We start from the raw sequence: 25,140 nt of genomic DNA, 5'->3' as shown, positions 1-25,140 counted from the left end.
GATCCCGCCTTTCGGCGGGATTAGTTCAACTAGTTCATTTTATTTCGTTCTTCGAACTCATAACCGAAAACGATAAAACAAACATATTTTCACTCTGAACCCAATGATCGTAAACCTTCAAAAGGATCCCGCCTTTCAGCGGGATTAGTTCAACTAGTTCATTTTATTTCGTTCTTCGAACTCATAAAATGAACGTTTCACTAACAAAAAAAGTCCCGATTTTCATCGAGACTTTTACATAAAATTTATAAGTTATAAATTACACATACGAAGTCTCGTTCCTTTTGCTAAAAAAGAAATAATTCCAAGTTTGATATGTGTAAACTGCTGTTCTCATTATTTGATATCGCTAATGTAACTAATAAATCGAATAAACAAAATGTTTTTTTTGTTCTTTTTATATTACAACGATTTCGTTAATTCATTACATATCAAAAATGCTTATTTTTGACCAAATATCTTGAAGCATGTCCATTGAAGTCACTCATCTAACTAAATTATACGCTGATCAAAAAGCGCTTAACAATATTTCTTTTAAGATTAATAAAGGCGAAATTGTTGGATTCTTAGGGCCAAACGGTGCTGGAAAATCTACGATGATGAAAATTTTGACCACCTATATTGATGCCACTGAAGGTGGTGCTAAAGTGAACGACTTTGATGTGCAACAGGACGCTCGTGAGGTACAAAAATGTGTTGGGTATTTACCAGAACACAATCCGTTGTATTTGGATATGTATGTTAAAGAATATTTAGCGTTTAATGCCAATGTATATAATGTCTCTAAAGAGCGCATTAAAGAAGTGATTCAACTTACAGGACTATCTCCTGAAGCCCATAAAAAAATAGGTCAGCTTTCTAAAGGCTACCGTCAGCGTGTTGGATTGGCAAATGCTCTGTTACACAATCCTGAGGTGTTGATTTTAGATGAGCCTACTACAGGTTTAGATCCAAATCAGTTGGTCGATATACGTGAATTAATCAAATCTTTAGGGAAGGAAAAAACAGTATTTCTATCTACGCACATTATGCAAGAAGTAGAAGCAATCTGCGATCGGGTTATCATCATCAACAAGGGAGAAATTGTTGCCGATAAAAAACTCACCGATTTAAAAGCTGATCAAGCACAAATAATAGAAGTAGAGTTTGATTACCGTGTGGAAGACGTATTGTTGAATCGTTTAAAACATATTGAAAATGTAAAGAACACGCACGACTTTATTTATGAATTGACCTTTTCAACTAAAGAAGATATGCGTCCGAGCGTTTTTGATTTTGCGCATGACAACGGCTTAAAAATCCTGCAACTGAATCAGAAAAACAAGAATCTAGAAAGTTTGTTTAGAGAATTGACGGCTTAAAAAAGCTTACTCTATTTTTAACCGTCCTTTATACACTGCTTTTACATCAACCACAGGTGGCTCGTTGACTAAAATAACGTTTCCTGTACTCCTGATTTCGCCAGTTATGGACGCTTGCGGATTAAGGATCATGTCATTACTACTGCGATGAAAAACCTTAATATTTTGAACAATAAGGTTTCTACCCTCAAAACGAGAATCGCCAGAACACGATTCTAACAGCATGTTTTCAGCAGTTCCGCTTAAATACATGTTTGATATATTATTGTTTCGAACCCATAAGTTCTTACAATTAAGGTCCATTCTGAAGTCTCCCGCCGTGTTGTATTTTCCTTTTTCCTCAGTATCATCAGAAAATATTTTAAACTCCGGATAGTTTAAAACGCCATCACTCACCACAGGCAATCCTGTACTAGACCTGATAAACGTAATATTTGGCGAACTCACATACACCTTTGTGAGACCATAGTTTCTAGCAATATTACAACTGTTATTATTTTTTAGGATGAGCTGATCGCCTTCTACTTTTATGGAAATACCATCCAACAGATTTTCGCCTGTTTCCACCGTCACTTTTTGTTCAGGCGCTTCTTTAACTATGAGCTGCACCCGATCATAAACAACAATTTCAGTAAACTCCGAAACAACAACCTCCTTTTGGATGATTGCTCCCGATGCTAAAAAACAATCAGGCACAGAATTACCGTTGCATGAAGGCAATAAGGTTGTAATACATATGTATAGTAATTTCTTCATGTTTTTAATTTTATAAGCGCACACCAATTCCAAATTCTACCGCTTCTGCTTTTGCTGCATGCGCCTTTAATGTGATCGCTCCAAAAAACTGATCTCCAAAATAGCGTTTCAATCCAATTCGGTTATAGACACGCCCTTCAAAATCGTATGGATAGTAGACGTAGTAGCCCAATTGTGTTAGAAAAGACATTTTATTAATGAACAATTCATGGCCAACAAAAACGCCAAATCTTTTATAATCTGTATTAGGATCAATGTTTCGTTCTTGATATGCCACCGAATAATAATAGATCAATTCCTTTAAAAACTGCGCAAAAAATGCTTCTGTTCCTACATGCAATGCACTTTTCCTGTTAATCCGCTTATCCGCATAAAAAGCTAAATTATAAAAAGGAAACTGTCCGGTTCCGACAATATCACTTTCATTAACCCCAGCACTAAATGCGATATTATATTTAATTTTCTCGGTGAATTCCTTACTTTCTGTAGACGGTTGAAACTCGGGTTCCTCCTTATACCCAATCATATAATTGGCACCCACATTAAAAGCGAAGGTATTCGTAGAACTGTTTGGTGCTTTAACGTTGGCATTAGAATAATGGATGAGCGAAAGTCCTGCCTGAACCCCTAAGCCCTCAAACAGATTCTCTTTTTTATAATTAAACATGAGGTAGGTGGAACTCATCAATTTTGAGCCATACGCAATGTTCGAATAATTAGTCTCCCTATCATAAGGGTTCGTAGTGTAGGCAAGACCTTGACCGATTCTAAGGTTTAAGTTTCGTTTTAAAAAATAGAAATTATAATGCGCTGACACCCCATAATTTTCACCCAAATACGAATCTTTCATATCCTGATAAATGAATGAAAAGCCCCAATCTGGATAATTGTAGCGACTTTCCCAAGGTTTGAATCCGTAGGTTTTTTTATTAAAACTTAAAATGACTCCTGAGGGATGATCTGTAATAAGATGTGAAATTCCCGCATTATGTTGCAAGATGGTCCCGTAGAAATAGTTGGCGTCAAGAGTGAACACATCCGGTTCTTCCTGAGAAAATACGATCGCATTCGTTAAACACAATAAACCTACTATTAGACGCCTCATTAATTTAAATTAAGCGGCAAATTTAATGCAATAATTAAAATTGCGCTGCTTGTAGGAATCTATCTTTTAGATTTACCATTTAAAAGACTCTTGTGGTGCTTAGAAAATTTGCGATGCTATCGTTTGAATATTATCGCTTTTCCCCATGGAATAATAATGCAACACCGGAATGTCTGCTTGTTGCAATTCTTTAGATTGTTGGATACACCACTCAATGCCCACTTGTTTCACTGCTGCATTGTCCTTGCATTTGATAATCTCTAAAATCAAATCTTCAGGCAAATCCACATGAAAACGATGTGGCAACAAATTCAATTGCTTTTTTGTAGCAATCGGTTTTAATCCTGGAATGATGGGAATCGTGATGCCTTCAGTTCGGCATTTCTCGACAAAATCGAAGTATTTCTGATTGTCAAAAAACATTTGGGTCACGACATATTCGGCGCCATTCTTAATTTTCTTCTTTAAGAAGTGAATGTCACTTTCTAAACTCGGAGATTCCATATGCTTTTCAGGATAGGCGGCTACGCCAATACAAAAGTCGGTTTTAGAGGAATTTTGGAGTTCTTCATCCAAGTAAACGCCTTCATTTAAAGCACTAATTTGTTGCACCAAGCCATTAGCATACTCATGACCATCTTTTTCTGGCCTGAAATAAGTTTCCGTTTTAACGGCATCCCCGCGCAACGCCATCACATTTTGAATGCCTAAAAAGTCTAGATCTATCAGAAAATTCTCAGTGTCTTCTTTGGTAAATCCACCACACAAAATATGCGGAATGGCATCGACTTTATATTTATTTTGAATGGCCGCACAAATACCTACGGTTCCTGGTCGCTTCTTTACCACTTGTTTTTTGAGCAGGCCATTTTCTTGTTCTTTAAACACATACTCTTCGCGATGGTAAGTGACGTCAATAAACGGCGGTTTAAATTCCATCAATGGGTCAATATTATCAAAAATTGATTGGATGTGCTGCCCTTTTAATGGTGGTAAGATTTCAAAAGAAAATTGTGTATTTCCGTTCGCTTGTTTAATGTGATCTGTTACTTTCATGTGTATTTTCCCCTTAAGTGGGATTTTTTTGCCACGAATACACGAATGTTTTCTTGGCCGTTTTATTATTTTTTAACTTCTCTATGTAGCTATGCGTACCTTCTGTGAACCTCTGTGAAATTTTCTTCACAACCACCAACTGACTTTAATCCGCCAAATTAGGATTCAACCATTTTTCCGCTTCCTCATTGCTAATGCCGCGTCTTTTGGCGTAGTCTTTCAATTGGTCTTGGGTGATTTTCCCAAGTCCGAAATATTTGGATTCTTTGTTTCCAAAATAATAGCCTGAAACACTTGCGGCTGGCCACATCGCTAAGCTGTCTGTAATTTCCACACCAATATTTTCCTTCACCTGCAACAGCTTCCAAATTGTTTTTTTCTCCAAATGGTCAGGACATGCAGGATACCCTGGTGCGGGGCGAATGCCTTTATAGCTTTCTTTGATCAATTCATCATTAGATAAATTCTCATCAGAATCATAGCCCCAATGACTGGTTCTCACTTCCTTATGTAGATATTCAGCAAAAGCTTCCGCAAGTCGGTCGGCTAGCGCTTTAATCATAATCGAATTATAATCATCGAGATCCTTCTCATATTGCTTGGCTAATTCTTCCGTTCCAAAACCAGTAGACACACAGAAACAGCCCATGTAATCCTGTTTTCCTGAATCTTTAGGCGCTATAAAATCCGCTAACGCAAAATTCGGTAGGCCTTCCCGTTTTTCTAATTGTTGACGCAAGGTTAAAAAGGTGACTTGTGTTTTTCCTGAAACATCGTAGATTTCAATATCATCATCATTAATGGTATTTGCGGGGTACAATCCGAAGATGGCCTTTGCTTTCAAGAGCTTTTCATCCAACACTTTTTTCAATAAGGCTTTTGCATCAGCAAACAACTCCGTCGCTTGTTCACCCACGACCTCATCTGTAAGAATTTCAGGATATTTACCATGTAAATCCCAACTTCTAAAAAACGGACTCCAATCAATAAAATCCTCTAATTTTTTAAGCTCAAAATCTTCAATAATCTGAACGCCCAATAGGTTAGGTTTGACAATTTCCGTAGTGTTCCAATCGATTTTAAATTTTCGTTTTCTGGCTTCTTCAATAGTCACAAAATTTTTCTGTTTGCCTCGCTTTAAAAACTGCTCTCGAAATTTTTCATATTCTTCACGAATTTGCTCTTTATAAACGCGATTGTCCTTTTGAAGTAAATTACCCACCACGGTTACTGCTCTCGAAGCATCATTAACATGCACGACAGTATGCCCATAATTTGGGGCAATTTTTACGGCAGAATGTGCTCTAGACGTAGTCGCACCGCCAATCATTAGTGGAATATTGATGTTCTTTTTTTCCATTTCTTTGGACACGTACACCATTTCATCCAAAGAAGGCGTAATCAATCCGCTCAACCCAATAATATCGACATTCTCTCTGATGGCGGTTTCAATGATTTTCTCCGGTGGCACCATCACTCCTAAATCGATGATTTCATAATTGTTACAACCTAAAACGACACTCACAATATTTTTACCAATGTCGTGAACATCACCTTTAACGGTCGCCATTAAAACCTTGCCGGCAAACTCCTGCTTTCCATCTTTTTCTGCTTCAATAAACGGTTGTAAATAGGCTACTGCCTTTTTCATAACCCGCGCCGATTTGACTACTTGGGGAAGAAACATTTTACCGCTTCCAAAGAGGTCTCCAACAACGCTCATCCCAATCATTAAATGGCCTTCAATAACCTCAATAGGTTTTCCCGTTTGCTGACGCGCTTCCTCTACATCTTCAATAATAAAAGTTTCAATTCCTCGCACCAGCGCATGCGTAATACGGTCTTGTAAGGCGTCTTTTCGCCATTCCAAAATTTTTGCAACATCTTCTTTCTTATCCCCTTTAACGGTCTCTGCAAAATCCAACAAGCGTTCAGTAGCATCCTCGCGTCTATCAAACAATACATCTTCAACATGCTCCAATAGATCCTTCGGAATTTCATCATAAATTTCCAACATGGTTGGGTTGACGATTCCCATATTCATCCCATGTTGAATGGCGTGATATAAAAATGCCGAGTTGATGGCTTCCCGAACAACAGTATTTCCTCTAAAAGAGAAAGACACGTTACTGACACCACCCGAAACATTGGCGTATGGTAGATTTTCTCGAATCCATTTGGTTGCCTTAAAAAAGTCCAAGGCATTTAATCGGTGCTCGTCCATACCGGTAGCCACGGGGAAAATATTAGGATCGAAAATAATGTCCTGAGCAGGAAATTTGACCTTATCCACTAAAATATCATAGGAGCGTTTGCATATTTCAATCCGCCTATCCAAAGTATCGGCTTGGCCATCTTCATCAAACGCCATCACAATTACTGCGGCGCCGTAGCGCTTTACCAATTTGGCTTGTTTGATAAAAGTCTCCTCGCCTTCCTTTATACTGATGGAGTTGACCACTGATTTCCCCTGAACCACTTTTAGGCCCGCTTCAATGATTTCCCATTTGGAACTGTCAATCATAATCGGCAACTTGGCAATATCAGGTTCTGAAGCAATTAAATTTAAAAATTTGGTCATTGCATAAACGCCGTCCAACATGCCTTCATCCATATTGACGTCTATAATTTGGGCACCGCCTTCCACTTGATCACGTGCTACATCTAAAGCTTCACTATAGTTTTCGTCTTTAATAAGTCGCAGGAATTTTCGTGACCCTGTAACGTTGGTGCGTTCACCTACATTAATAAAATTGCTCTCAGGAGTCACAATTAATGGTTCGAGTCCTGAAAGTGTTAGGTATTTCTTAGTCTTGCTCATGTTCTTTTTGATTTTCACCCTTCCGACTTCCCTTGAAAAAAGGGAAGGATTTTTTAAATACTTACTTCAATTTTTCGAGGTGCGTAATTTTTTGCGGTGTCTGCAATTTTCTTAATGTGTTCTGGGGTGGTTCCGCAACAGCCGCCTATAATATTGACCAAACCATCTTTCAGATAATTTTCAATTAAAACCTTCATCTGATCAGCAGTTTGCTCATATTCGCCAAACGCATTAGGCAGACCAGCATTGGGGTGGGCTGACGTGTAAAATTCAGTTTCGTTAGATAAACGTTGCAAGTAAGGCTGCAACTGATCAGCACCCAGTGCGCAATTAAATCCGACACTGAGCAATGGAATATGTGAAATGGATAATAAAAACGCTTCCACCGTTTGTCCTGAAAGTGTACGTCCAGAGGCATCGGTGATGGTCCCGGATACCATGATAGGAATATCAATGTTCCGTTCTTCCTTAACTTCTTCAATAGCAAATAATGCAGCTTTTGCATTTAAGGTATCAAAAATGGTTTCGACCAAAAGGACATCTACGCCGCCATCAATCAAGGCTTCCACTTGTTGCTTATAGGCAACGCGCAATTCGTCAAACGTAATGGCTCTAAATTCAGGTTTGTTAACATCAGGTGATAAACTCGCCGTTTTATTGGTAGGCCCAATGCTTCCGGCAACAAATCGGGGTTTGTCAGGATTGGCTTTCGTAAATTCTTCCGCAACTTGTTTTGCAATTTTAGCCGATTCAAAATTCAGTTCGTAAACCAAATCTTCCATGTTATAATCCGCCATAGCAATAGTAGTTCCTGAGAAGGTGTTCGTTTCCACAATATCAGCACCCGCCTCAAAATACTTGCGGTGAACCTCGGCAATTGCTTGTGGTTGGGTGAGCGATAACAAATCATTATTGCCCTTAACGGAGCTTGGATAATCTTTAAATCGCTCGCCACGGAAATCTTCTTCTGAAAAATTATAGCGCTGAAGCATAGTACCCATAGCGCCATCTAAAACTAAAATTCGGTATTGTAATGCGGTTTTTATATCTGACATTCTTGTAAAAAAATAAAAATGTCATCAGGAAAGTGAGGAAAAATACACTTTGGTTATCTGTCTAAATCCTGAATTAAATTCAGCATAAAGTAGAATTTAGCACCTTCTTATTGAGATTCCTGCCTACGCAGGAATTTTAAGGGTTGCTAAGGCTTCATTGGGTCTATTCCCTCTGCCTTTCGTGATAACAATTATTAATAGTATGAACTAAGGGCGAATTTAAGTCATAAAAAATGGTTTACCAAGTTTTAAGCAAATAAATCTGACGACAAATATCTATCGCCGATATCGCAGATGATGGCAACGATAATACCTCGATCTAAACTTTCTGCCACTTTTAATGCCGCAGCTACGGAACCACCACTACTCATACCAGCAAAAACACCTTCTTCTTTTGCCAATCTATTAGTAGTAACTATGGCTTCTTCTTCACTCACCTCAATAACCTCATCTACTTTAGAGCGATTGAAAATTTTGGGAAGATACGCTTCAGGCCATTTGCGAATTCCGGGGATTTTAGCACCGTCTTTAGGTTGCGCACCAACAATAGTAATGTTTTTATTTTGCTCTTTAAGAAATGTTGAAACCCCCATGATGGTTCCTGTGGTACCCATTGCGGATACAAAATGTGTGACTTCGCCGTTGGTATCTCGCCAGATTTCAGGGCCGGTACTTTTATAATGGGCTTTCCAATTGTCGTCATTTGCGAATTGGTTCAGCATGAAATAGCCTTTTTCTTTCTCGAGTTTTTCGGCAAGATCTCGAGACCCCTCAATCCCATCATCAGCTGGGGTTAAAATTAATTCGGCGCCGTAAGCACGCATAGTTTTAATCCGCTCTTCAGTCGAATTCTCTGGCATAATCAAGATCATTTTAACGCCTAACAATTGCGCTATAAAAGCCAATGCAATGCCTGTATTGCCGCTAGTGGCTTCTACTAAGGTGTCGCCTTTTTTAATATCACCCCGTTTTAAAGCTTCAGAAATCATATTATAGGCGGCACGGTCTTTCACACTTCCTCCTGGATTCTTGCCTTCTAATTTTAAAAATAATCGCACCCCTTTTTTAGAAATGATATGTTTCACTTCTACAAGTGGTGTGTTCCCTATTTGATCTATTATCGATTGACTTTTAATCATTTGTTGCGCGTGCTAATCTTAATTTCTGTTTGATAAGTTACTAACGAATTCTCTGGAACGGATTGCGTAATCCATACGTTAGCACCAATGGTACTATTGGCACCAATAACAATATCGCCTCCCAAAACGGTAGCGTTGGCATAGATGGTGACGTTGTCTTCAATGGTTGGATGTCTTTTGGTGTCTGAAAACTCCTTTTTAATTTGAATACCACCCAAAGTGACCCCTTGATAAATTTTCACGTTACTTTTGATGATGGCCGTCTCACCTATAACAATGCCCGTACCATGATCTATATAGAATGAATCGCCAATGGTGGCGCCGGGATGAATATCAATGCCGGTTAAACCGTGCACATGCTCACTCATCATTCGAGAAATGACGAAATATTTCAAATTATATAGGGCATGACTAAGTCTATGGATGGCAATCGCGTGAAAACCAGGATAGGCCAAATAGACTTCCGTTAAACTTCGTGCAGCAGGGTCGCCTTTTTCAATAGCAATGGCGTCTAAATCTAATTTTTCCCGTATAGTACTGAATTGTTTTTCAAATTGCAACCATGTTTCTTCACCATCCTCTAATTTCAGTTTCTTGGTAATCTTAAGAAAAGTGTCCTTTACAAACTGACAGTTATGATTCCGATATTCTTCATCAAACAGCATATAAAACAAGGCGTTCGTGAAGGTTTCTATAGGATCTTTCAAACAGATATTAAAAGTTTGAAACTGGTTGAGATGATGCGATACTTTACTCATATATTGATATTGCGTGTTATTCATAATTGTAATATCAAAATTAAGCATTTATTTTCTGCCATTTATTGAATCGCTTGCACAACTGCTTTTGGTGCTTCTTTTCGAGATCCATCAAAACCATTAATGCCACTGACCGTTGTGTACTTAAGTACATACTTTTTACCAGGATTAATGATTTGATACGCTGATTGGCACATGAGCGTTGCTTCATGAAAGCCACACAGAATCAACTTTAGTTTTCCAGGATATGTATTAACATCGCCTATGGCAAAAATTCCCGGAATATTGGTTTGATAGTCAAACGTATCCACCTTTATGGCATTCTTTTCAATCTCCAATCCCCAACCTCCAATTGGTCCCAATTTTGGCGACAATCCAAAGAGTGGAATAAAATGGTCCGCTTCATATAAAATTTTCGCTCCGTCGTGTTCTATGGTGACGCCTTCCAATCTTTTGTTACCGTGTAAAGCAGTAACTTCAGAGGGTGTGATAAGATTGATTTTTCCTAACAACTTTAATTCCTGCACCTTTTCTACGGAATCTAAAGCGCCCCTAAATTCATTACGTCTATGGATGAGTGTCACTTCTTCTGCAATATCAGCTAAAATGATACTCCAATCTAAGGCTGAATCCCCACCTCCAGAAATCACAACTTTTTTATTTCTGTACACTTCAGGATCTTTAATAAAATAGTCGACCCCTAAATCTTCGTAATACGCAATATTGTCAATCAAAGGTTTTCGAGGCTCAAATGACCCTAATCCGCCAGCAATAGCTACAATTGGCGCATGATGTTTGGAGCCTTTATTTGTCGTGATTATAAAACTACCATCTTCTTGTTTTTCTATGGTTTCTGCACGTTCGCCTAAGGTAAAGCCCGGTTCAAATTGTTTGCCTTGTTCCAACAGGTTTTTTGTTAGATCGCCCGCCAAGATATCAGGAACACCTGGAATATCATAAATGGGTTTTTTAGGATATAATTCTGAACACTGGCCACCTGGTTGGGGTAATGCGTCAATCAAATGGCATTTGAGTTTTAACAATCCGGCTTCAAAAACGGTAAATAGTCCTGTAGGTCCTGCTCCTATTATTAAAATGTCTGTTGTAATCATGTTATTTACTAATTAAGGTTTCGGTTATTTTGTTGAGTGCATGCACTTTTTGCTCAAAATTTCCTTTTATTGTTTTTCTGTACTGATTTAAATTTTCTACCATTGCATTCACATCTTCTGGAATGACATCTTCAAAAAACTGACGTAGTCGTTTCGCTGTTGTTGGCGATTTTCCGTTGGTAGAAATGGCTATTTTGACGTTGCCTTTTGTAACGATGCCAGCGAGGTAGAAATCGCAATACTCTGGCGTATCCGCAACATTTACCAATAAATTTCGTCGTTTTGCATCGCTATAAACTTGCTTGTTGACCTCCAAGTTATCCGTGGTGGCTATCACCAAGTCTTTATCGCATAAAAACGCATCATCATAGGCCATGACGATCAGATTGATGTTGAATTGTGCCGCAAGCGTTTTGACCTCATCTCTAAAAAAAGGAGCGACCATCTCTACATTGGCATTGGGACTCGATTTTAATAAAAAGGTGAGTTTTTCTAAGGCTACATTGCCACCACCCACTATAAGGGTTTGGATGTGATGCATTTTTAAGAAAATAGGATATAAATTATTTCGTTCCATGGTTTATGCCGTTAGGAGTAGATGGTTTAGGTCTGTTAATGCCGAATCGAGTTGGACCCGTTGGTTAACCACTTCGCCAATAACAATAATTGCGGGGTTGGCAAGGTTCTGTTTTTTGACAATATCACAAATAGTCGCTACCGTACCAACTCCAAATTTTTCATCCTTTGTGGTTCCATTTTGAATGATGGCAACGGGGGTGTGCGCTTTCCCTTCCGTTGAAAACACAGCAACAATTTCAGACAGTTTACCCATGCCCATTAAGATGACGACCGTTGCTGTAGATTGGGCAGCAAGTTTGACGTCATTAGACAATTGATGCGATTTCGTGGTCCCAGTAATGACCCAAAAACTTTCAGAAGCGCCCCGTTTTGTCAATGGAATCCCTTGGTAGGCAGGCACGGCTAAAGCTGATGATATACCTGGCACCACATACGTTTCTATCCCGTGTTGACGCGCAACATCAATTTCTTCTGCACCACGACCAAAAATAAAAGGATCTCCTCCTTTTAATCGGAGCACATGTCCGTGCGATTTAGCCCGTGCCACAATCAGATCGTTAATTTGATCTTGCTGATAGGCATAACATCCTTTGCGTTTACCTACAAAAATAAGTTCTGCCTGTGGCGATGCATGGTCTAATAAGGCCACATTGATTAAGGCGTCATATAAAATAACATCAGCAGATGCAATCGCTTTGATAGCTTTTAAAGTGATGAGTTCCGGATCTCCTGGCCCTGCACCAACGACTGTTAATTTTGGAGTTTTCATTTTTTTGTTTTTTGAAACCTACAAAGCTTTGAAAACTTCACAGATTGGATTTTAAATTGCAACGGATTGTTTCTGCGCTCTATAAGCTCTTGCTGTGGCTAAAAACACAAAGGCGTTTTTAATATATGCCTTAGCGAAGGCTTCTGTTGGCGCATTTTCCTTAATTTGATAGATAATTTCTGAAAAAGACGTTGCCAAACTTATTTTCTTGGAGTCAATAAACACTTCATCAAACTGACTGATAATTCCGGCCTGGGTATTTGTAGTGATATCCTCAGAAATCAAGAGCGCTTTTGCCGTATTTACCATAGCACTGTAGGCAAAATAGATGGCGTTGGAATATACTTTATGACCTAAAGCTTCCTTGGCCCTATCAATTTTTTCTTCACTTTCCAAAAACAAGGTAGCTATCAAATCAATCATTACACCCGCACATTCGCCAATTCCAATGGCCTTTACGTAAGCTTCATTGGTACCCCAATCAATAAAATCGTCCTGAGATAAATTGGTTACGTCAGACAAGTCGGTTAAAAGATTATAAAAATACTTTTCGCCTTGGGCTATATAATAATCCAAGAAAGCTTGACCATTGGCATTAGCTTCAAAATCATTCAAAATTCGGCGTAAAGCATCTGGTCCTCTTTTGCTTGGGATTTTTACCACTTTGTCTGCATATACGCCTTTCCCGTTCCCTAAATTTCCGCCGCCAAGCAACACTTGAAGTGCAGGCGCCACGAGTTTTTCTGGAGTTCTGACAGACATGCCCTGAAACCCGATATTGGCCATATTGTGCTGACCACAAGCGTTCATACAACCGCTAATTTTAATGACCAAATCATTATTATTGACATAGTGTGGATACTCGCTTTTAATGACCCGCTCCAATTCTTCCGCAATGCCTGTACTACTGGCAATACCTAAATTACAGGTATCTGTACCGGGACATGCCGTAATATCAACCGCTTTATTATAGCCCACTTCCGTAAAACCAAGGTTATCTAATTCTTGATAGAAGTAGGGTAACAAGTCTTCATTCACAAACGGAATAAGAATATTTTGACGTAAGGTCAATCGGATTTCTCCTGCGGCATACTTCTCAACTAAATCAGCCAACAAACGCGCTTTATCAGTATAGAAATCGCCCAACAAGACTTTTATTCCTATAGCCACATAGCCATTTTGCTTTTGAGGAATGACGTTGGTTGATTTCCACAGATCAAAAGCCTCTTTATTTTTGAGGATTACTTTAGGCATTTCAATGTCGGCGGGTACTGAAATTGGATAATCTTTAACATCAATAGGAATAGTCGTTTGCGCAATTGCTTCTTGTTCTTCATCAACCAAACGCTTAAACTCTTCTAATCCAATAGCATTAATTAGGAATTTCATACGGGCCTTTGCGCGACTTTTACGTTCGCCATGACGATCAAACACTCGTAACACGCCTTCCATCAGTGGAATAATTCTGTCTGTTGGCAAAAATTCATAAAGCACATCTGCAAGTCGTGGTTGTGAGCCCAAGCCGCCACCTAACATCACTTTAAAACCTCTGACACCGTTGTCAGTTTTTGCAATAAACCCTAAATCGTGCATGTAGGACAAGCCCGAATCTTCATCGGAAGCCGAGAAGGACACCTTGAATTTCCGTCCCATTTCTTGACAGATAGGATTTCGCAAAAAGAATCGAAACACCGCATCGGCATAAGGCGAGACATCAAAAGGTTCGTTGATATCAATCCCTGCCGTTTCGCTTGCCGTAACATTTCTTACGGTGTTCCCACAGGCTTCACGGATGGTCATCGCATCTTTTTCTAACTCAGACCAGAGTTCTGGCGTTCTGTCAACATCCACATAATGAATTTGAATGTCCTGCCGTGTAGTGATATGTAATCGTCCGCGGGAATATTCGTCAGAAACATCCGCAATCCGTTTTAATTGTTGACTCATCACCTTCCCGTAGGGCAACTTGATACGCACCATCTGCACCCCTGGTTGTCTTTGCCCATAAATACCGCGTGCCAACCGCACACTTCTAAATTGATCGTCATCAATCTTGCCATATTTGAAGAGCTCAATCTTTTGGGCTAAATCGATAATGTCTTTTTCGACGACTGGATTTTCTAATTCTGTTCTAAAACTTTGCATAAAAAGTCCCTATTAACCGTCCATTTTGACTGCGGTTGATGCAGGCTCAGGAAGGAATTCTAACTCGGGTAAGCGAGAATATTGTTAGTAATCTGTTTTATAAAACCAGCTAATTCCGATTTTGTGGGAGTGAAATTTTTACTGAATAAAACCCGCACCAACGGTATTATTGGATTGTGAATCGATTAAAATAAACGAGCCATTGGTCCTGTGATTTTTGAAAGGGTCGAAAAATATGGACTTATTCAACTTAAATGTGACAGAGGCGATATCATTCATCCCTAAGGCACTTATATGTTCTTCAATGCCTGAATAGTCTGGATGAATCTTATGGTGGATGACATCTACCTTTGCCAGGACTTTATTCACGCCGTGTTGTAACACATATTTATTTCCCGTAACTAAATTTTGCGAATCCATCCAAGAAATGGTCGCGGTAAACTGTTTGTCAATAGTTGGCAAGTCGTCAACTTTCACTAACATATCCCCTCTACTCACATTGATATCATCTTCTAAAGTAATGGTCACTGAAGAGCGTCTTGAAGCCGTTTGGTAAGATTGGTCATACAGATAAATCTCTTTTATTTTTGACTTGGTTTGTGATGGCAAAGCAACCACCTCGTCACCAACACTTAATTCACCTCCATATACTTTGCCCGCATAGCCCCTGAAATCATGGAATTCTTCCGTTTTGGGCCTGATCACATATTGCACAGGAAATCTTGGAGTCCCTACATTATAAACATCTTCAGTATCTAACAGTTCAAAGTGCTCCAACAAGGTTTGTCCTTTGTACCATGGCGTGTTTTTAGATTTATGCACGACATTATCACCTTTTAACGCACTTACCGGAATGAAGGTGATGTTCTGATCTTGATAATCCCGTTTCTGCATCAAGATTTCAAAATCAGCCTTGATCTTGTTATAGATGTCTTCAGAAAAATCGACCAAATCCATTTTATTAATCGCCACGATCACCTCTTTGACCCGCAATAAATTATTAATAAAGAAATGACGGTTGGTTTGTTCAATAACGCCTTTTCTGGCATCAATTAAAATGATGGCCGCTTGTGAAGTAGAAGCGCCTGTAACCATATTTCTTGTGTATTCTACATGGCCAGGGGTATCGGCTATGATATAACTCTTGGTTTGTGTGGAGAAATAGATGTGCGCCACATCAATGGTGATGCCCTGTTCTCTTTCCGCTACCAATCCATCCGTAGCCAAAGAAAAATCGAGATAATCGTAACCTTTTTGTTTGCTAGTTTTCTCTATGGCTTCGAGTTTATCACTCGTTAATGATTTTGTATCGTAGAGGATTCTTCCAATTAAAGTGCTTTTTCCGTCATCTACACTTCCTGCTGTTGCAATTTTTAAAACTTCCATATTTTTTAGTATTAAGTATTAAGTAGGTTGTATTAAGATTTTACGCACTTTATACTTATATGTTTTACTGATAATTCATTTCGTACTTAATTCTTTGTACTAACTTCTTAATACTAGAAGTACCCTTGTTGTTTACGTTTCTCCATGGCTGCTTCTGAACGTTTATCGTCAATTCGCGCTCCACGTTCTGAAATGGTGGACTCTCTGATTTCCTGTACTACAGAAGCAATATCAGCCGCATCTGAAAGCACTGCAGCGGTACAACTCATATCTCCAACCGTTCTAAAGCGTACCAATCGTTCTTCAACCACTTCATTTTCATCTCTGTATACCACCTCATCATCTGAAGACCAAATCAATCCATCCCTTAAAAATGTTTCTCTGGTGTGGGCAAAATAGATGGATGGTATTTCAATATGTTCTCTTTCGATGTAAGACCAGACATCCAACTCAGTCCAGTTAGAAATAGGAAACACCCGTACATTTTGTCCCAAATGAATTTGACCGTTTAACATATCAAATAATTCTGGACGCTGATTTTTCTCGTCCCATTGTCCAAAATCGTCCCTTACAGAAAAAATACGTTCTTTAGCTCTCGCCTTTTCTTCATCTCTTCTGGCGCCTCCAATACACGCATCAAATTTAAATTCTTCAATAGCATCTAAAAGCGTTGTGGTTTGGAGACTGTTTCTGCTGGAATATCTGCCTGATTCCTCTTTAACTTTTCCTTCGTCAATAGAATCCTGTACATTTCTCACAATTAATTCCAACCCCAACTCTTTAACAAGTCGATCTCTAAATGCGATGGTCTCGGGAAAGTTATGACCGGTATCAATGTGCATTAAGGGGAACGGTATTTTAGCCGGATAGAAGGCTTTTTGCGCCAATCTCACCAATGTGATAGAGTCCTTCCCCCCAGAAAATAATAGGACGGGTTTTTCAAATTGTGCAGCTACTTCCCTAATGATATAAATAGCTTCATTTTCTAACGGGTTAACTTTTGAGGTATCTTTTGTCATAAGTCTATTTTTTTAGGCATGTAAGCCACATTCTCTGTTCTCTAATTGCTTTGTTGGATCAAAATACTTGAACTCATTAGGCAAATTATGTTCAATTACATACGCATTAAGCTCTTCATCTGACCAATAGTAAAATGGACTCACCTTTATAATTCCGTCAGCCGCTTGAGAGACAATATCAATACTATTTCTAAAAGCCGTTTGGCCTTTGCGCAAATTTGTGAACCACAAATCAGGCTGGTGCTCCGCCATAGCCCTTATAAAAGGCTCAAGTTTTACCTGCTCAGTAAAAAGTTTATGTTTTGGATCATCAACATGAGGGATTCCTAATACGACATCCCGATGGGCAGTGGTCTGCTTCGGGACGTACAAATGAATATTTAAATTCAATTGTTTGATAATTATTTCAGCATGTTTGTAAGTTTGCGGGGTATTGTAACCCGTATCACACCAGATCACTTTCAAATCCTGTTTAACGGTGGTGATAGCATGCAAAATTGCAACTTCATAAGGTCTGAAATTGGTTGTCACCACCGGATTCTTGGCAAATTCAATTGCCCATTGGATGATTTCCGACGGCGTTTTAGTCCGTAATTCCGAATTGATCTGTTCTATATTTATGTTCATTATTTCCCCCATTTTATTGTATTCCACGCACGTTCATGAAAAAAGTATAAGGCCATTTTTGAAACCAGCTCTATTGCTCCTATTGAAAATGCCAAGGCTAACGTCCCGGTTATGACATAGGAAATGACCACGGTAGCCAATGTTCCTACAACGCGCCAACTAATGGTTTTTAATAAGGTTCGTTTGATATTTTCTTTAGTTTCCAAACCCGTACTTGTGGTAGTCTCGCTTTGTTCTTGTCTTATATCAGATTCAAAAATCGTGTCCATTATGATAACTATTTTATTATTTTACTTTACTCCTATAGATTTAGTAGGGTAATATGCAAACCTAAATATTATTTTTAAATAGGGCAACCTGAAATCAATAAAAATAATAGTTTTTTTTTGCGGATTTAATAACTGATCAAGTCGGCTAAAGAGGTTTCTCCGTATATTTTTAAATTACTATCCCGCACCCGAATCATCAGATGATGTACGGCACATGCTGTCTCATCTGGGCAGTCCGCGCACTTTTCGTAATAATTTAAACTTACACAAGACACCATGGCAATAGGTCCTTCCAATACTCTCATGACCGTGGTCATTTTAACATCTTTTGGATCCTTAAGCAGATAGTAACCCCCAGCTTTTCCTTTTTTAGAGCCTAACAGTCCACTTTTACGAAGCGTTAGTAGAATGCTTTCTAAGAATTTAAGCGAAATATTTTCCATTTCAGAAATGGTCGCAATTGATACTGGAACGCCTGTCTCCTGCTTGGCAAGATAGGTGAGAGCCTTTATTCCGTATTTCGTCTTTTTTGAAAGCATCCCGCAAAGATACTTTTTTTAAACATATTCTAATGCCTGTTTCAAGTCAGCAATAATATCATCCACATGTTCTAAGCCCACTGAAATTCGAACCAATCCGTCAGAAATCCCAACTTCCAATCGGTCTGCTTCGCTTAATTTACTATGGGTGGTACTTGCCGGATGCGTGGCTATAGAACGTGTATCGCCTAGATTAGCCGATAGTGATAGCATTTTTAATTGATTTAAAAATTGCCGTCCTGCCTCTATGCCTCCTTTTACTTCAAACGCGACAACATTTCCACCTTGTTTCATTTGCTTTTTGGCCAACGCGTATTGCGGATGGGATTTTAAAAATGGATATTTAACTAACGCCACTTTGTTTTGCGTTTCTAAGAATTCGGCTACCTTCAATGCATTTTCACAATGTCTATCTACCCTCACGCCCAACGTCTCTAAACTTTTAGAAAGAATCCAAGCGTTAAACGGCGATAATGCAGGGCCTGTATTTCTGGAAAAGAGATAGATTTCTCGCATCAAGTCTGCCCGTCCTACAGTAACGCCCCCTAACACACGCCCCTGACCGTCAATCAATTTCGTGGCGGAATGAATCACTAAATCAGCACCAAATTTGATCGGATTTTGCAAATAAGGTGTTGCAAAGCAATTGTCGATTACGAATATTAAATTGTGTTTCTTAGCGAGAATTCCCAACACCTCTAAATCGAGAATATCAACTGCTGGGTTTGTCGGACTTTCCACATATAATATCTTAGTGTTGGGCTGAATCAAACTTTCAATGTTGTCAACTTCATCCACTTTAAAATAACTGGTTTCTATATTCCATTTGGGTAGAAACTTGGTGAACAAGGTATGGGTAGATCCAAAAATACTGCGCGCTGATACAATGTGATCTCCTGCGTTTAACAAAGCAACAAAGGTTGAAAACACAGCGGCCATTCCAGTAGCAAATGCATAGCCACTTTCTGCACCTTCCAACTTACACATTTTATCTACAAATTCAGAAGTGTTCGGATTGGTAAACCGGCTATAGATGTTTCGCTCTTTTTCTTCAGCAAAAGACGCCCGCATGTCTTCAGCATCTTCAAAAATAAAGCTTGACGTTAAATGTAACGGTGTGGAATGTTCTTGAAATTCTGAACGTTCCATTTGAGTTCTTATAGCGTCCGTTTCGAATTTATGTTCTCTACTCATCATATGATTTTATTAGTCAGATCGAGCGCAGTCGAGATCTCTAGTTTAACCTCTCGACTGCGCTCGAGGGGACAGGATATTAATTAATGTGTTTTGACAATCTCAAAATATCTCCAAAGACACCTCTAGCGGTCACCTCTGCTCCTGCTCCTGCCCCCTGGATTACAATAGGCCGCTCGCCGTAAGATTCTGTAAAAATTTCAAAAATAGCATCGGAGCCTTTAATATGCCCCAACGTGCTATCCAATGGAACCGACACCAATTTGACTTCAAGATGTCCTTTATCCTTTGTAAGGTCACCGGATAAGTCGCCTACATAACGCAACACATGACCTTCCTTTTGTTCCTCTTTTATTGTCTGGAACTTCTCGTCCAATACCTCCAATTGCTCTAAAAACTGTGCGGTAGTAATATCTCTATAGGCTTCAGGAATCAGATTTTCTACAGAAATATCCGTAAACTCATTTTGCAAATCGAGTTCCCTTGCCAATATCAATAGTTTTCTGGCGACGTCATTACCTGAGAAATCTTCTCGTGGGTCTGGCTCCGTAAAGCCTTTATCAATAGTTTCTTGAATGATCGAACTGAACGGTTTGTCCTGAACTGAAAAATTATTGAACAAATAGCTTAACGTGCCTGAAAACACCCCTCTAATGCGGGTGATGTTCTCCCCAGACTCATGTAATAATTTAATCGTATCAATCAATGGCAACCCAGCACCAACCGTAGTTTCGTATAAATAATTCTTTTTGTTCTGCTCTAAATTATCTCTGAGTTCTGTATAAAAGTCATGAGAAATGGTATTGGCTATTTTATTGGAAGACACCAAATCAAATCCGGCCTCAACCAGCGGAATGTAATTATTATAAAACTCAGAACTTGCCGTGTTATCTACAGCAATGAGATTCTCGAGATGGTTTGTTTTTGCAAAATCAATAATATCTTGTACCGTGTAGCTTTCTGAAGTATTCGCTAACGCATGTTGCCAGTTTTCATCAGCTCCTTTTTTATTAAGAAGCACATGTTTGGAATTTGCGATTGCAAAAATATTCAAGTTGATGCCTTTTCGTTTTTCAATATCATCTTTTGATTTTAGAATTTGATTGATCAGCGCACCACCAACACCACCATGTCCGAAAATGGCAATATTGATTTTTTTGGAAACTCCAAATATTTCACCATGAATCACATTAACCGCTTTATGCAAGTGCTTTTTACGCACTACCAAACTCACATTCCTACCCGTTACGGTGTTGTTAAATAATAACGGTGTGATTTGATTTTTAATTAATGCGTTGAACGGTTTATGAAACGATCCCAATTCAATTCCGATAATGGAAATTACCGATACATCATCAATGACCTCAATTTTATTGACATCTTGAGAATAAAAATCATTTTCGAATTCACGTTCAAGGGCAATCACAGCCTGAGTGGCTTTATCGGCATCAATAACTAAACCAATGCCACGCTCAGAAGAGCCTTGCGAAACAATGCTGACACTAATATTATGTTGGCTCAATGCCTTAAATATGCGAGCGTCAACGCCCACTTTTCCAAGTAATCCACGTCCTTCCAAATTCAATAAAGCCACGTTATCCAAAACCGATAAAGACGTCACTTCTTTTGAATTCGCTTTCGCAGAAATCAACGTGCCTTCATCATCTGAATTGAAAGTGTTTAAAATCCGCAGTTTGATATTCTTTTCCAACAACGGAATGATGGTTTTGGCGTGCAATACCGTGGTACCAAAATTGGCCAGCTCATTTGCTTCAGAAAACGACAATTCCCTTATTTTTTGAGCCTCAGTCACCAAGTCAGGATTTGCAGTGTAAATTCCGTTAACATGCGTATAGTTTTGAAGCTCTTCAGCATCTAAATAATTCGCCAATAAGGACGCCGAATAATTGCTGCCATTTCTTCCTAACAATGTTGTTTCGTTTTTGGCATTAGACCCAATAAAACCAGTCACAATATTTACTGTAGTGCCATTATAATTCTTGAAATGTGCCAAAACATTCTCTCGAGATAGTTTTTGATTAGGTTGCGCATTTAGGAAATCATCGTCCGTTTTTATTAGTACTGCTGCATTGGTTGAATTCGCATTAATGTTATCGTTCTTTAATAAAGTCGTAATCAACTTAGCAGAAAGGAGTTCGCCATAAGCCAAAACCTCAGCTTTTATTTTATTGCTATAATCGCCTAAAAGTCTTACCCCGTGAAAAATATTTTCTAAGGCTGCAAATTCCTCTTTAAAATCTATTGTTGGTAAAGGCTCTGTTTGATATGTTTTAAAAGCGTCAAATTCTTCTTGATAATCCTCGCGTCGCGATGCTTTTAATAAGATGTGTTCCAAATCGTCTGTAGCGCTCCCACGAGCAGAAACAACGACGGCAATTTTCTCTTGGTCTTCAACTTTTTTCTTGATGATAGCGATGGTACGTTGTAGTCCTTCACCATTCGCTAAAGATTTTCCACCAAACTTTAATATTTTCATTTTTTTATTTGCTGTATTAGGCCTAAAAATTGGCTCTATAATTTTTTCCAATTGTTCAAATTCTATTAAAAAAGCATCATGCCCGTGGTCTGAATTGATTTCGCTGTAAGTTACATTTGGATGTGTTAATGCGAGTTGCTTTTGAGTTTCCCGATTTTCTTCAGCCGTAAAAAACAAATCTGAATCGACGCCAACAATTGTGATGTTCGAATGGATTGTGTTTAAAATATCGGCATTGTCACCATTATTTTTGGTAACATCAATAGTCTTTAATAACTGATTCATCAGTTTATAAGCAGACAATTGAAATCGCTCCTGCAATTTATTCCCGTGATGTAGTAACCAACTTTCCACATTAAAGATTTCCAAGTCGTCATTTTTACTGCGTTGAAAGCGCTCTTTAAACGATTTTGGCGTTCTGTAGCATAACATGGCATGCATGCGGGCATCATGAACAGGATTGCTGGAATTGACTAAAAACTGCTCTTGAATTTGACAATTGGCAATCAGCCAGTCGGTCGATTTCCAATCGGTTGCCACAGGAATAAGATGTTCGGCCAATTTTGGAGATAAAAACGCCATTTCCCAAGCAATACCGCCGCCTAATGAACCACCAATTAAAGCAAAAACTTTAGTGATTTTTAATTGTTTCAACCCTTCTAAAAATAGTTTGGCAATATCTCGGGCAACAAAATCTTTATAATTATCAATCAGGAATCCGTCATACCCATTTCCAGGGATATTGAACGATAAAATAGTATACACACTGGTGTCAATCACTTTATCAGGACCAATCAAATCCAACCACCAGCCACCTTTTCCAGCAACATTGCTATTTCCTGTCAACGCATGATTAACCAATACGATAGGTGCTTCGTGCAAAGGCTGACCAAATAGCTCATAAGACAGTTGAATGTCTACGTCGGTACCATTTTCAGTGGTGTACTTTTTAATTTCTAGAAAATTCAATGGAATCATAGAACACGTATTAGGATGATTAAAAAAAGCAAGTCTGCATTAAATACGCTGACTTGCTTTTAAAGAATTCTTAAGCTTCTACCTTTTCTTTGATCAGTGCGAACACTTGTTTCAAATCGGCTTTTAAATCATCAATATGCTCTAATCCAACTGACAAACGGATCAAGTCTTTAGTCACTCCTGTGGTTTCCTGAGCTTCATCAGATAATTGTTGATGTGTGGTACTTGCTGGATGAATGATGAGCGATTTGGTATCCCCAATATTAGCTAACAAAGAAAATAATTGTGTTTTATCGGCAATGGTTTTAGCCGATTCATAGCCACCAATGACACCAAAGGTCACGAGTCCGCTTTGCCCTTCTGGCAAATATTCTTCAGCTAAAGCTTTATACGGACTACTATCAAGTCCAGGATAATTAACCCAAGTCACTTCCTTTTGCTCTTGTAACCATTTGGCCAATTCCAACGCATTTTTACTATGTTGTTTGATACGTAATTCTAATGTTTCCAAACCTTGAATAATTTGAAACGCATTAAACGGACTCAAAGCAGAGCCATAATCGCGCAAACCTTCAATACGCACTTTAGCAATAAACGACGCTTCTTTTAAAACATCCGTATAAACCAATCCGTGGTAACCTGCAGAAGGCTCAGTAAATTCTGGGAATTTTCCATTGGCCCAATCGAAAGTTCCGGCATCAATAATTGCTCCTCCAAGGGCAGTTCCATTACCGTTTACGTATTTTGTTAAGGAGTGAATGACAATATTGGTACCGTGTTCAATAGGTTTTACCAAATACGATGTGGCGATGGTATTGTCTACAATTAAAGGCACTTTATGAGCTTTTGCCTGTTTAGAAATCCCTTTGATATCCAAGACATCCAATTTTGGGTTTCCTAGAGATTCAATAAAGAAGACGCGTGTGTTCTCTTGTGCTGCTTTATCAAAATTTTCTGGATCGGACGGATCTACAAACGTTGTAGTGATACCGTGTCTTGGTAAGGTTACACTTAGTAAATTGTAAGTCCCTCCATACAAGCTGCTAGATGCCACAATATGGTCTCCCGCTCTCAAGAGCGTTAAGAGCGTTGTTGCAATTGCTGCGGTTCCTGAAGCGGTTACAACTGCTGCAATTCCGCCATCAAGTGCTGCTAAACGCTGCTCTAAAATGTCGTTGGTAGGGTTGTTGATTCTCGTGTAAATGTTTCCAGGTTCCGCCAATGCAAATAAGTTTGCTGCATGGTCTGAATCTTTAAAAACATACGCTGTAGATTGATAAATTGGCACTGCTCTGGTGCCTCCATTTGCTTGAACATCGTGTCCTGCGTGCAACGCTTGGGTTGCGAATTTGTGTGTACTCATTTTTCTAATTTTTTTGAGTTAATAAATGAATTAAAACAAAAGCCAAATGCGTCATCACTGACGTACCAAATAGAAAAATGTTAAAAAGAAAAATTATAATTACAGATGAGTAATTATGTTTAGTTATCTATCCAATTAGCCGATAAATGAATCAGCAATTAAGTAGAATTTAGCACCTTCACTATTGCTAGAGGGTTGCTAAGGCTTCATCGGGTCTAATCCCTCCGCCTTTCTTGATAACACTTCAATAAGTTTTTGAACTTTGTGAACACAAATATTGCAACACAAAAATTACAATTCCAAATTAATTGCGGTTTAATTTTTAAAAACACCGTTTCCAGACCCTCAAAACACAGTCATAACACTAGCATTTACAGTGCTTTACACGAATCCATTTTAAATTGAAAAAATTTTAAAACGTTAATTTTAAACGAAATAATTTTAAAAGGATTTGCCATCCGTTTAATTTTTTTACTTTTGCCACATATTAATTGAGAGGAAAGATTTGACTGATTGCAACCTCTTCCAATAGATTTAAATTTTAAATCGAACTTGGGACTAAAAATGCTAAAGGCAGTGGAAACTACCTTCGACGCGCAACGTCAAATCTTC

The 25,140-nt window shown here is 38.7% G+C and carries 20 protein-coding genes and 2 riboswitches; of the genes, 1 reads left to right on the top strand and 19 read right to left on the bottom strand.

Annotated features, from left to right (window positions below; genetic code table 11):
- Positions 1–467: 467 nt before the first annotated feature.
- Positions 468–1,361: a gliding motility-associated ABC transporter ATP-binding subunit GldA gene (gene gldA / locus Q0947_RS12665; RefSeq protein ID WP_299398133.1), complete on the top strand. Its 894-nt coding sequence runs from the start codon at positions 468–470 to the stop codon at positions 1,359–1,361.
- Positions 1,362–1,367: 6 nt separating this feature from the next.
- Here gldA and Q0947_RS12660 read toward each other — a convergent pair whose 3' ends face one another.
- From Q0947_RS12660 to Q0947_RS12570, 19 genes are all read right to left on the bottom strand, one after another.
- Complete coding sequence (locus tag Q0947_RS12660; RefSeq protein ID WP_299398129.1) at positions 1,368–2,117, bottom strand: head GIN domain-containing protein; 750 nt, start codon at positions 2,115–2,117, stop codon at positions 1,368–1,370.
- Positions 2,118–2,127: 10 nt separating this feature from the next.
- Positions 2,128–3,222 carry an acyloxyacyl hydrolase gene (locus Q0947_RS12655; protein WP_299398126.1) on the bottom strand — a complete coding sequence of 365 codons (1,095 nt, stop codon included), beginning with the start codon at positions 3,220–3,222 and terminating at the stop codon, positions 2,128–2,130.
- Positions 3,223–3,321: 99 nt separating this feature from the next.
- Positions 3,322–4,278, bottom strand: coding sequence for a methylenetetrahydrofolate reductase [NAD(P)H] (gene metF, locus Q0947_RS12650; RefSeq protein ID WP_299398121.1), 957 nt, complete (start codon positions 4,276–4,278; stop codon positions 3,322–3,324).
- Positions 4,279–4,423: 145 nt separating this feature from the next.
- A complete protein-coding gene (metH, locus tag Q0947_RS12645; RefSeq protein ID WP_299398116.1) occupies positions 4,424–7,099 on the bottom strand; it encodes a methionine synthase in 2,676 nt (891 codons plus the stop codon).
- A gap of 53 nt (positions 7,100–7,152) precedes the next feature.
- Entirely contained in the window at positions 7,153–8,154 is a 1,002-nt protein-coding gene (locus Q0947_RS12640; protein ID WP_299398111.1) for a homocysteine S-methyltransferase family protein, read from the bottom strand.
- A 50-nt stretch (positions 8,155–8,204) separates the two neighbouring features.
- Positions 8,205–8,345, bottom strand: a riboswitch (SAM riboswitch).
- 57 nt (positions 8,346–8,402) lie between these two features.
- Positions 8,403–9,290: a cysteine synthase CysM gene (gene cysM / locus Q0947_RS12635; RefSeq protein WP_299398339.1), complete on the bottom strand. Its 888-nt coding sequence runs from the start codon at positions 9,288–9,290 to the stop codon at positions 8,403–8,405.
- Positions 9,290–10,075, bottom strand: coding sequence for a serine O-acetyltransferase EpsC (gene epsC, locus Q0947_RS12630; protein ID WP_299398107.1), 786 nt, complete (start codon positions 10,073–10,075; stop codon positions 9,290–9,292). The genes cysM and epsC overlap by 1 nt, the downstream gene beginning before the upstream one ends.
- Positions 10,076–10,113: 38 nt before the next feature.
- The gene (locus tag Q0947_RS12625) at positions 10,114–11,163 is read right to left on the bottom strand and encodes an NAD(P)/FAD-dependent oxidoreductase (protein WP_299398103.1); all 1,050 of its coding nucleotides are present in this window, start codon (positions 11,161–11,163) and stop codon (positions 10,114–10,116) included.
- Between the two features lies 1 nt (position 11,164).
- Entirely contained in the window at positions 11,165–11,740 is a 576-nt protein-coding gene (locus Q0947_RS12620; protein ID WP_299398100.1) for a bifunctional precorrin-2 dehydrogenase/sirohydrochlorin ferrochelatase, read from the bottom strand.
- Positions 11,741–11,743: 3 nt separating this feature from the next.
- On the bottom strand, positions 11,744–12,511 hold the full coding sequence (cobA, locus tag Q0947_RS12615) for a uroporphyrinogen-III C-methyltransferase (protein WP_299398096.1): 768 nt from the start codon (positions 12,509–12,511) through the stop codon (positions 11,744–11,746).
- 51 nt (positions 12,512–12,562) lie between these two features.
- Complete coding sequence (locus Q0947_RS12610; RefSeq protein WP_299398093.1) at positions 12,563–14,656, bottom strand: HEPN domain-containing protein; 2,094 nt, start codon at positions 14,654–14,656, stop codon at positions 12,563–12,565.
- Between the two features lie 138 nt (positions 14,657–14,794).
- Positions 14,795–16,042: a GTP-binding protein gene (locus Q0947_RS12605; protein WP_299398088.1), complete on the bottom strand. Its 1,248-nt coding sequence runs from the start codon at positions 16,040–16,042 to the stop codon at positions 14,795–14,797.
- Positions 16,043–16,155: 113 nt separating this feature from the next.
- The gene (gene cysD, locus Q0947_RS12600) at positions 16,156–17,061 is read right to left on the bottom strand and encodes a sulfate adenylyltransferase subunit CysD (protein ID WP_299398083.1); all 906 of its coding nucleotides are present in this window, start codon (positions 17,059–17,061) and stop codon (positions 16,156–16,158) included.
- Positions 17,062–17,073: 12 nt separating this feature from the next.
- Complete coding sequence (locus Q0947_RS12595; protein WP_299398079.1) at positions 17,074–17,688, bottom strand: phosphoadenosine phosphosulfate reductase family protein; 615 nt, start codon at positions 17,686–17,688, stop codon at positions 17,074–17,076.
- On the bottom strand, positions 17,688–17,963 hold the full coding sequence (locus Q0947_RS12590) for a DUF2061 domain-containing protein (RefSeq protein WP_299398334.1): 276 nt from the start codon (positions 17,961–17,963) through the stop codon (positions 17,688–17,690). Before Q0947_RS12590 ends, Q0947_RS12595 begins: the two co-directional genes overlap by 1 nt.
- Before the next feature lie 119 nt (positions 17,964–18,082).
- The gene (locus tag Q0947_RS12585) at positions 18,083–18,496 is read right to left on the bottom strand and encodes an Rrf2 family transcriptional regulator (protein WP_246919389.1); all 414 of its coding nucleotides are present in this window, start codon (positions 18,494–18,496) and stop codon (positions 18,083–18,085) included.
- An 18-nt stretch (positions 18,497–18,514) separates the two neighbouring features.
- Positions 18,515–19,690, bottom strand: coding sequence for an aminotransferase class I/II-fold pyridoxal phosphate-dependent enzyme (locus tag Q0947_RS12580; RefSeq protein WP_246921458.1), 1,176 nt, complete (start codon positions 19,688–19,690; stop codon positions 18,515–18,517).
- A gap of 79 nt (positions 19,691–19,769) precedes the next feature.
- Positions 19,770–23,165 (bottom strand): bifunctional aspartate kinase/homoserine dehydrogenase I, encoded by a 3,396-nt coding sequence (gene thrA, locus Q0947_RS12575; RefSeq protein ID WP_299398069.1) that lies wholly within the window; start codon positions 23,163–23,165, stop codon positions 19,770–19,772.
- A 70-nt stretch (positions 23,166–23,235) separates the two neighbouring features.
- Positions 23,236–24,528 carry an aminotransferase class I/II-fold pyridoxal phosphate-dependent enzyme gene (locus Q0947_RS12570; RefSeq protein WP_299398064.1) on the bottom strand — a complete coding sequence of 431 codons (1,293 nt, stop codon included), beginning with the start codon at positions 24,526–24,528 and terminating at the stop codon, positions 23,236–23,238.
- Positions 24,529–24,648: 120 nt separating this feature from the next.
- A riboswitch (SAM riboswitch) is annotated at positions 24,649–24,771 on the bottom strand.
- Positions 24,772–25,140: the final 369 nt, after the last annotated feature.

Origin of the sequence: uncultured Gelidibacter sp. (assembly GCF_947500795.1) — a bacterium.
GTDB lineage: Bacteria > Bacteroidota > Bacteroidia > Flavobacteriales > Flavobacteriaceae > Gelidibacter.
Note: the sequence above shows the minus strand (reverse complement) of the source record. Positions and strands in the feature narration are given on the sequence as shown.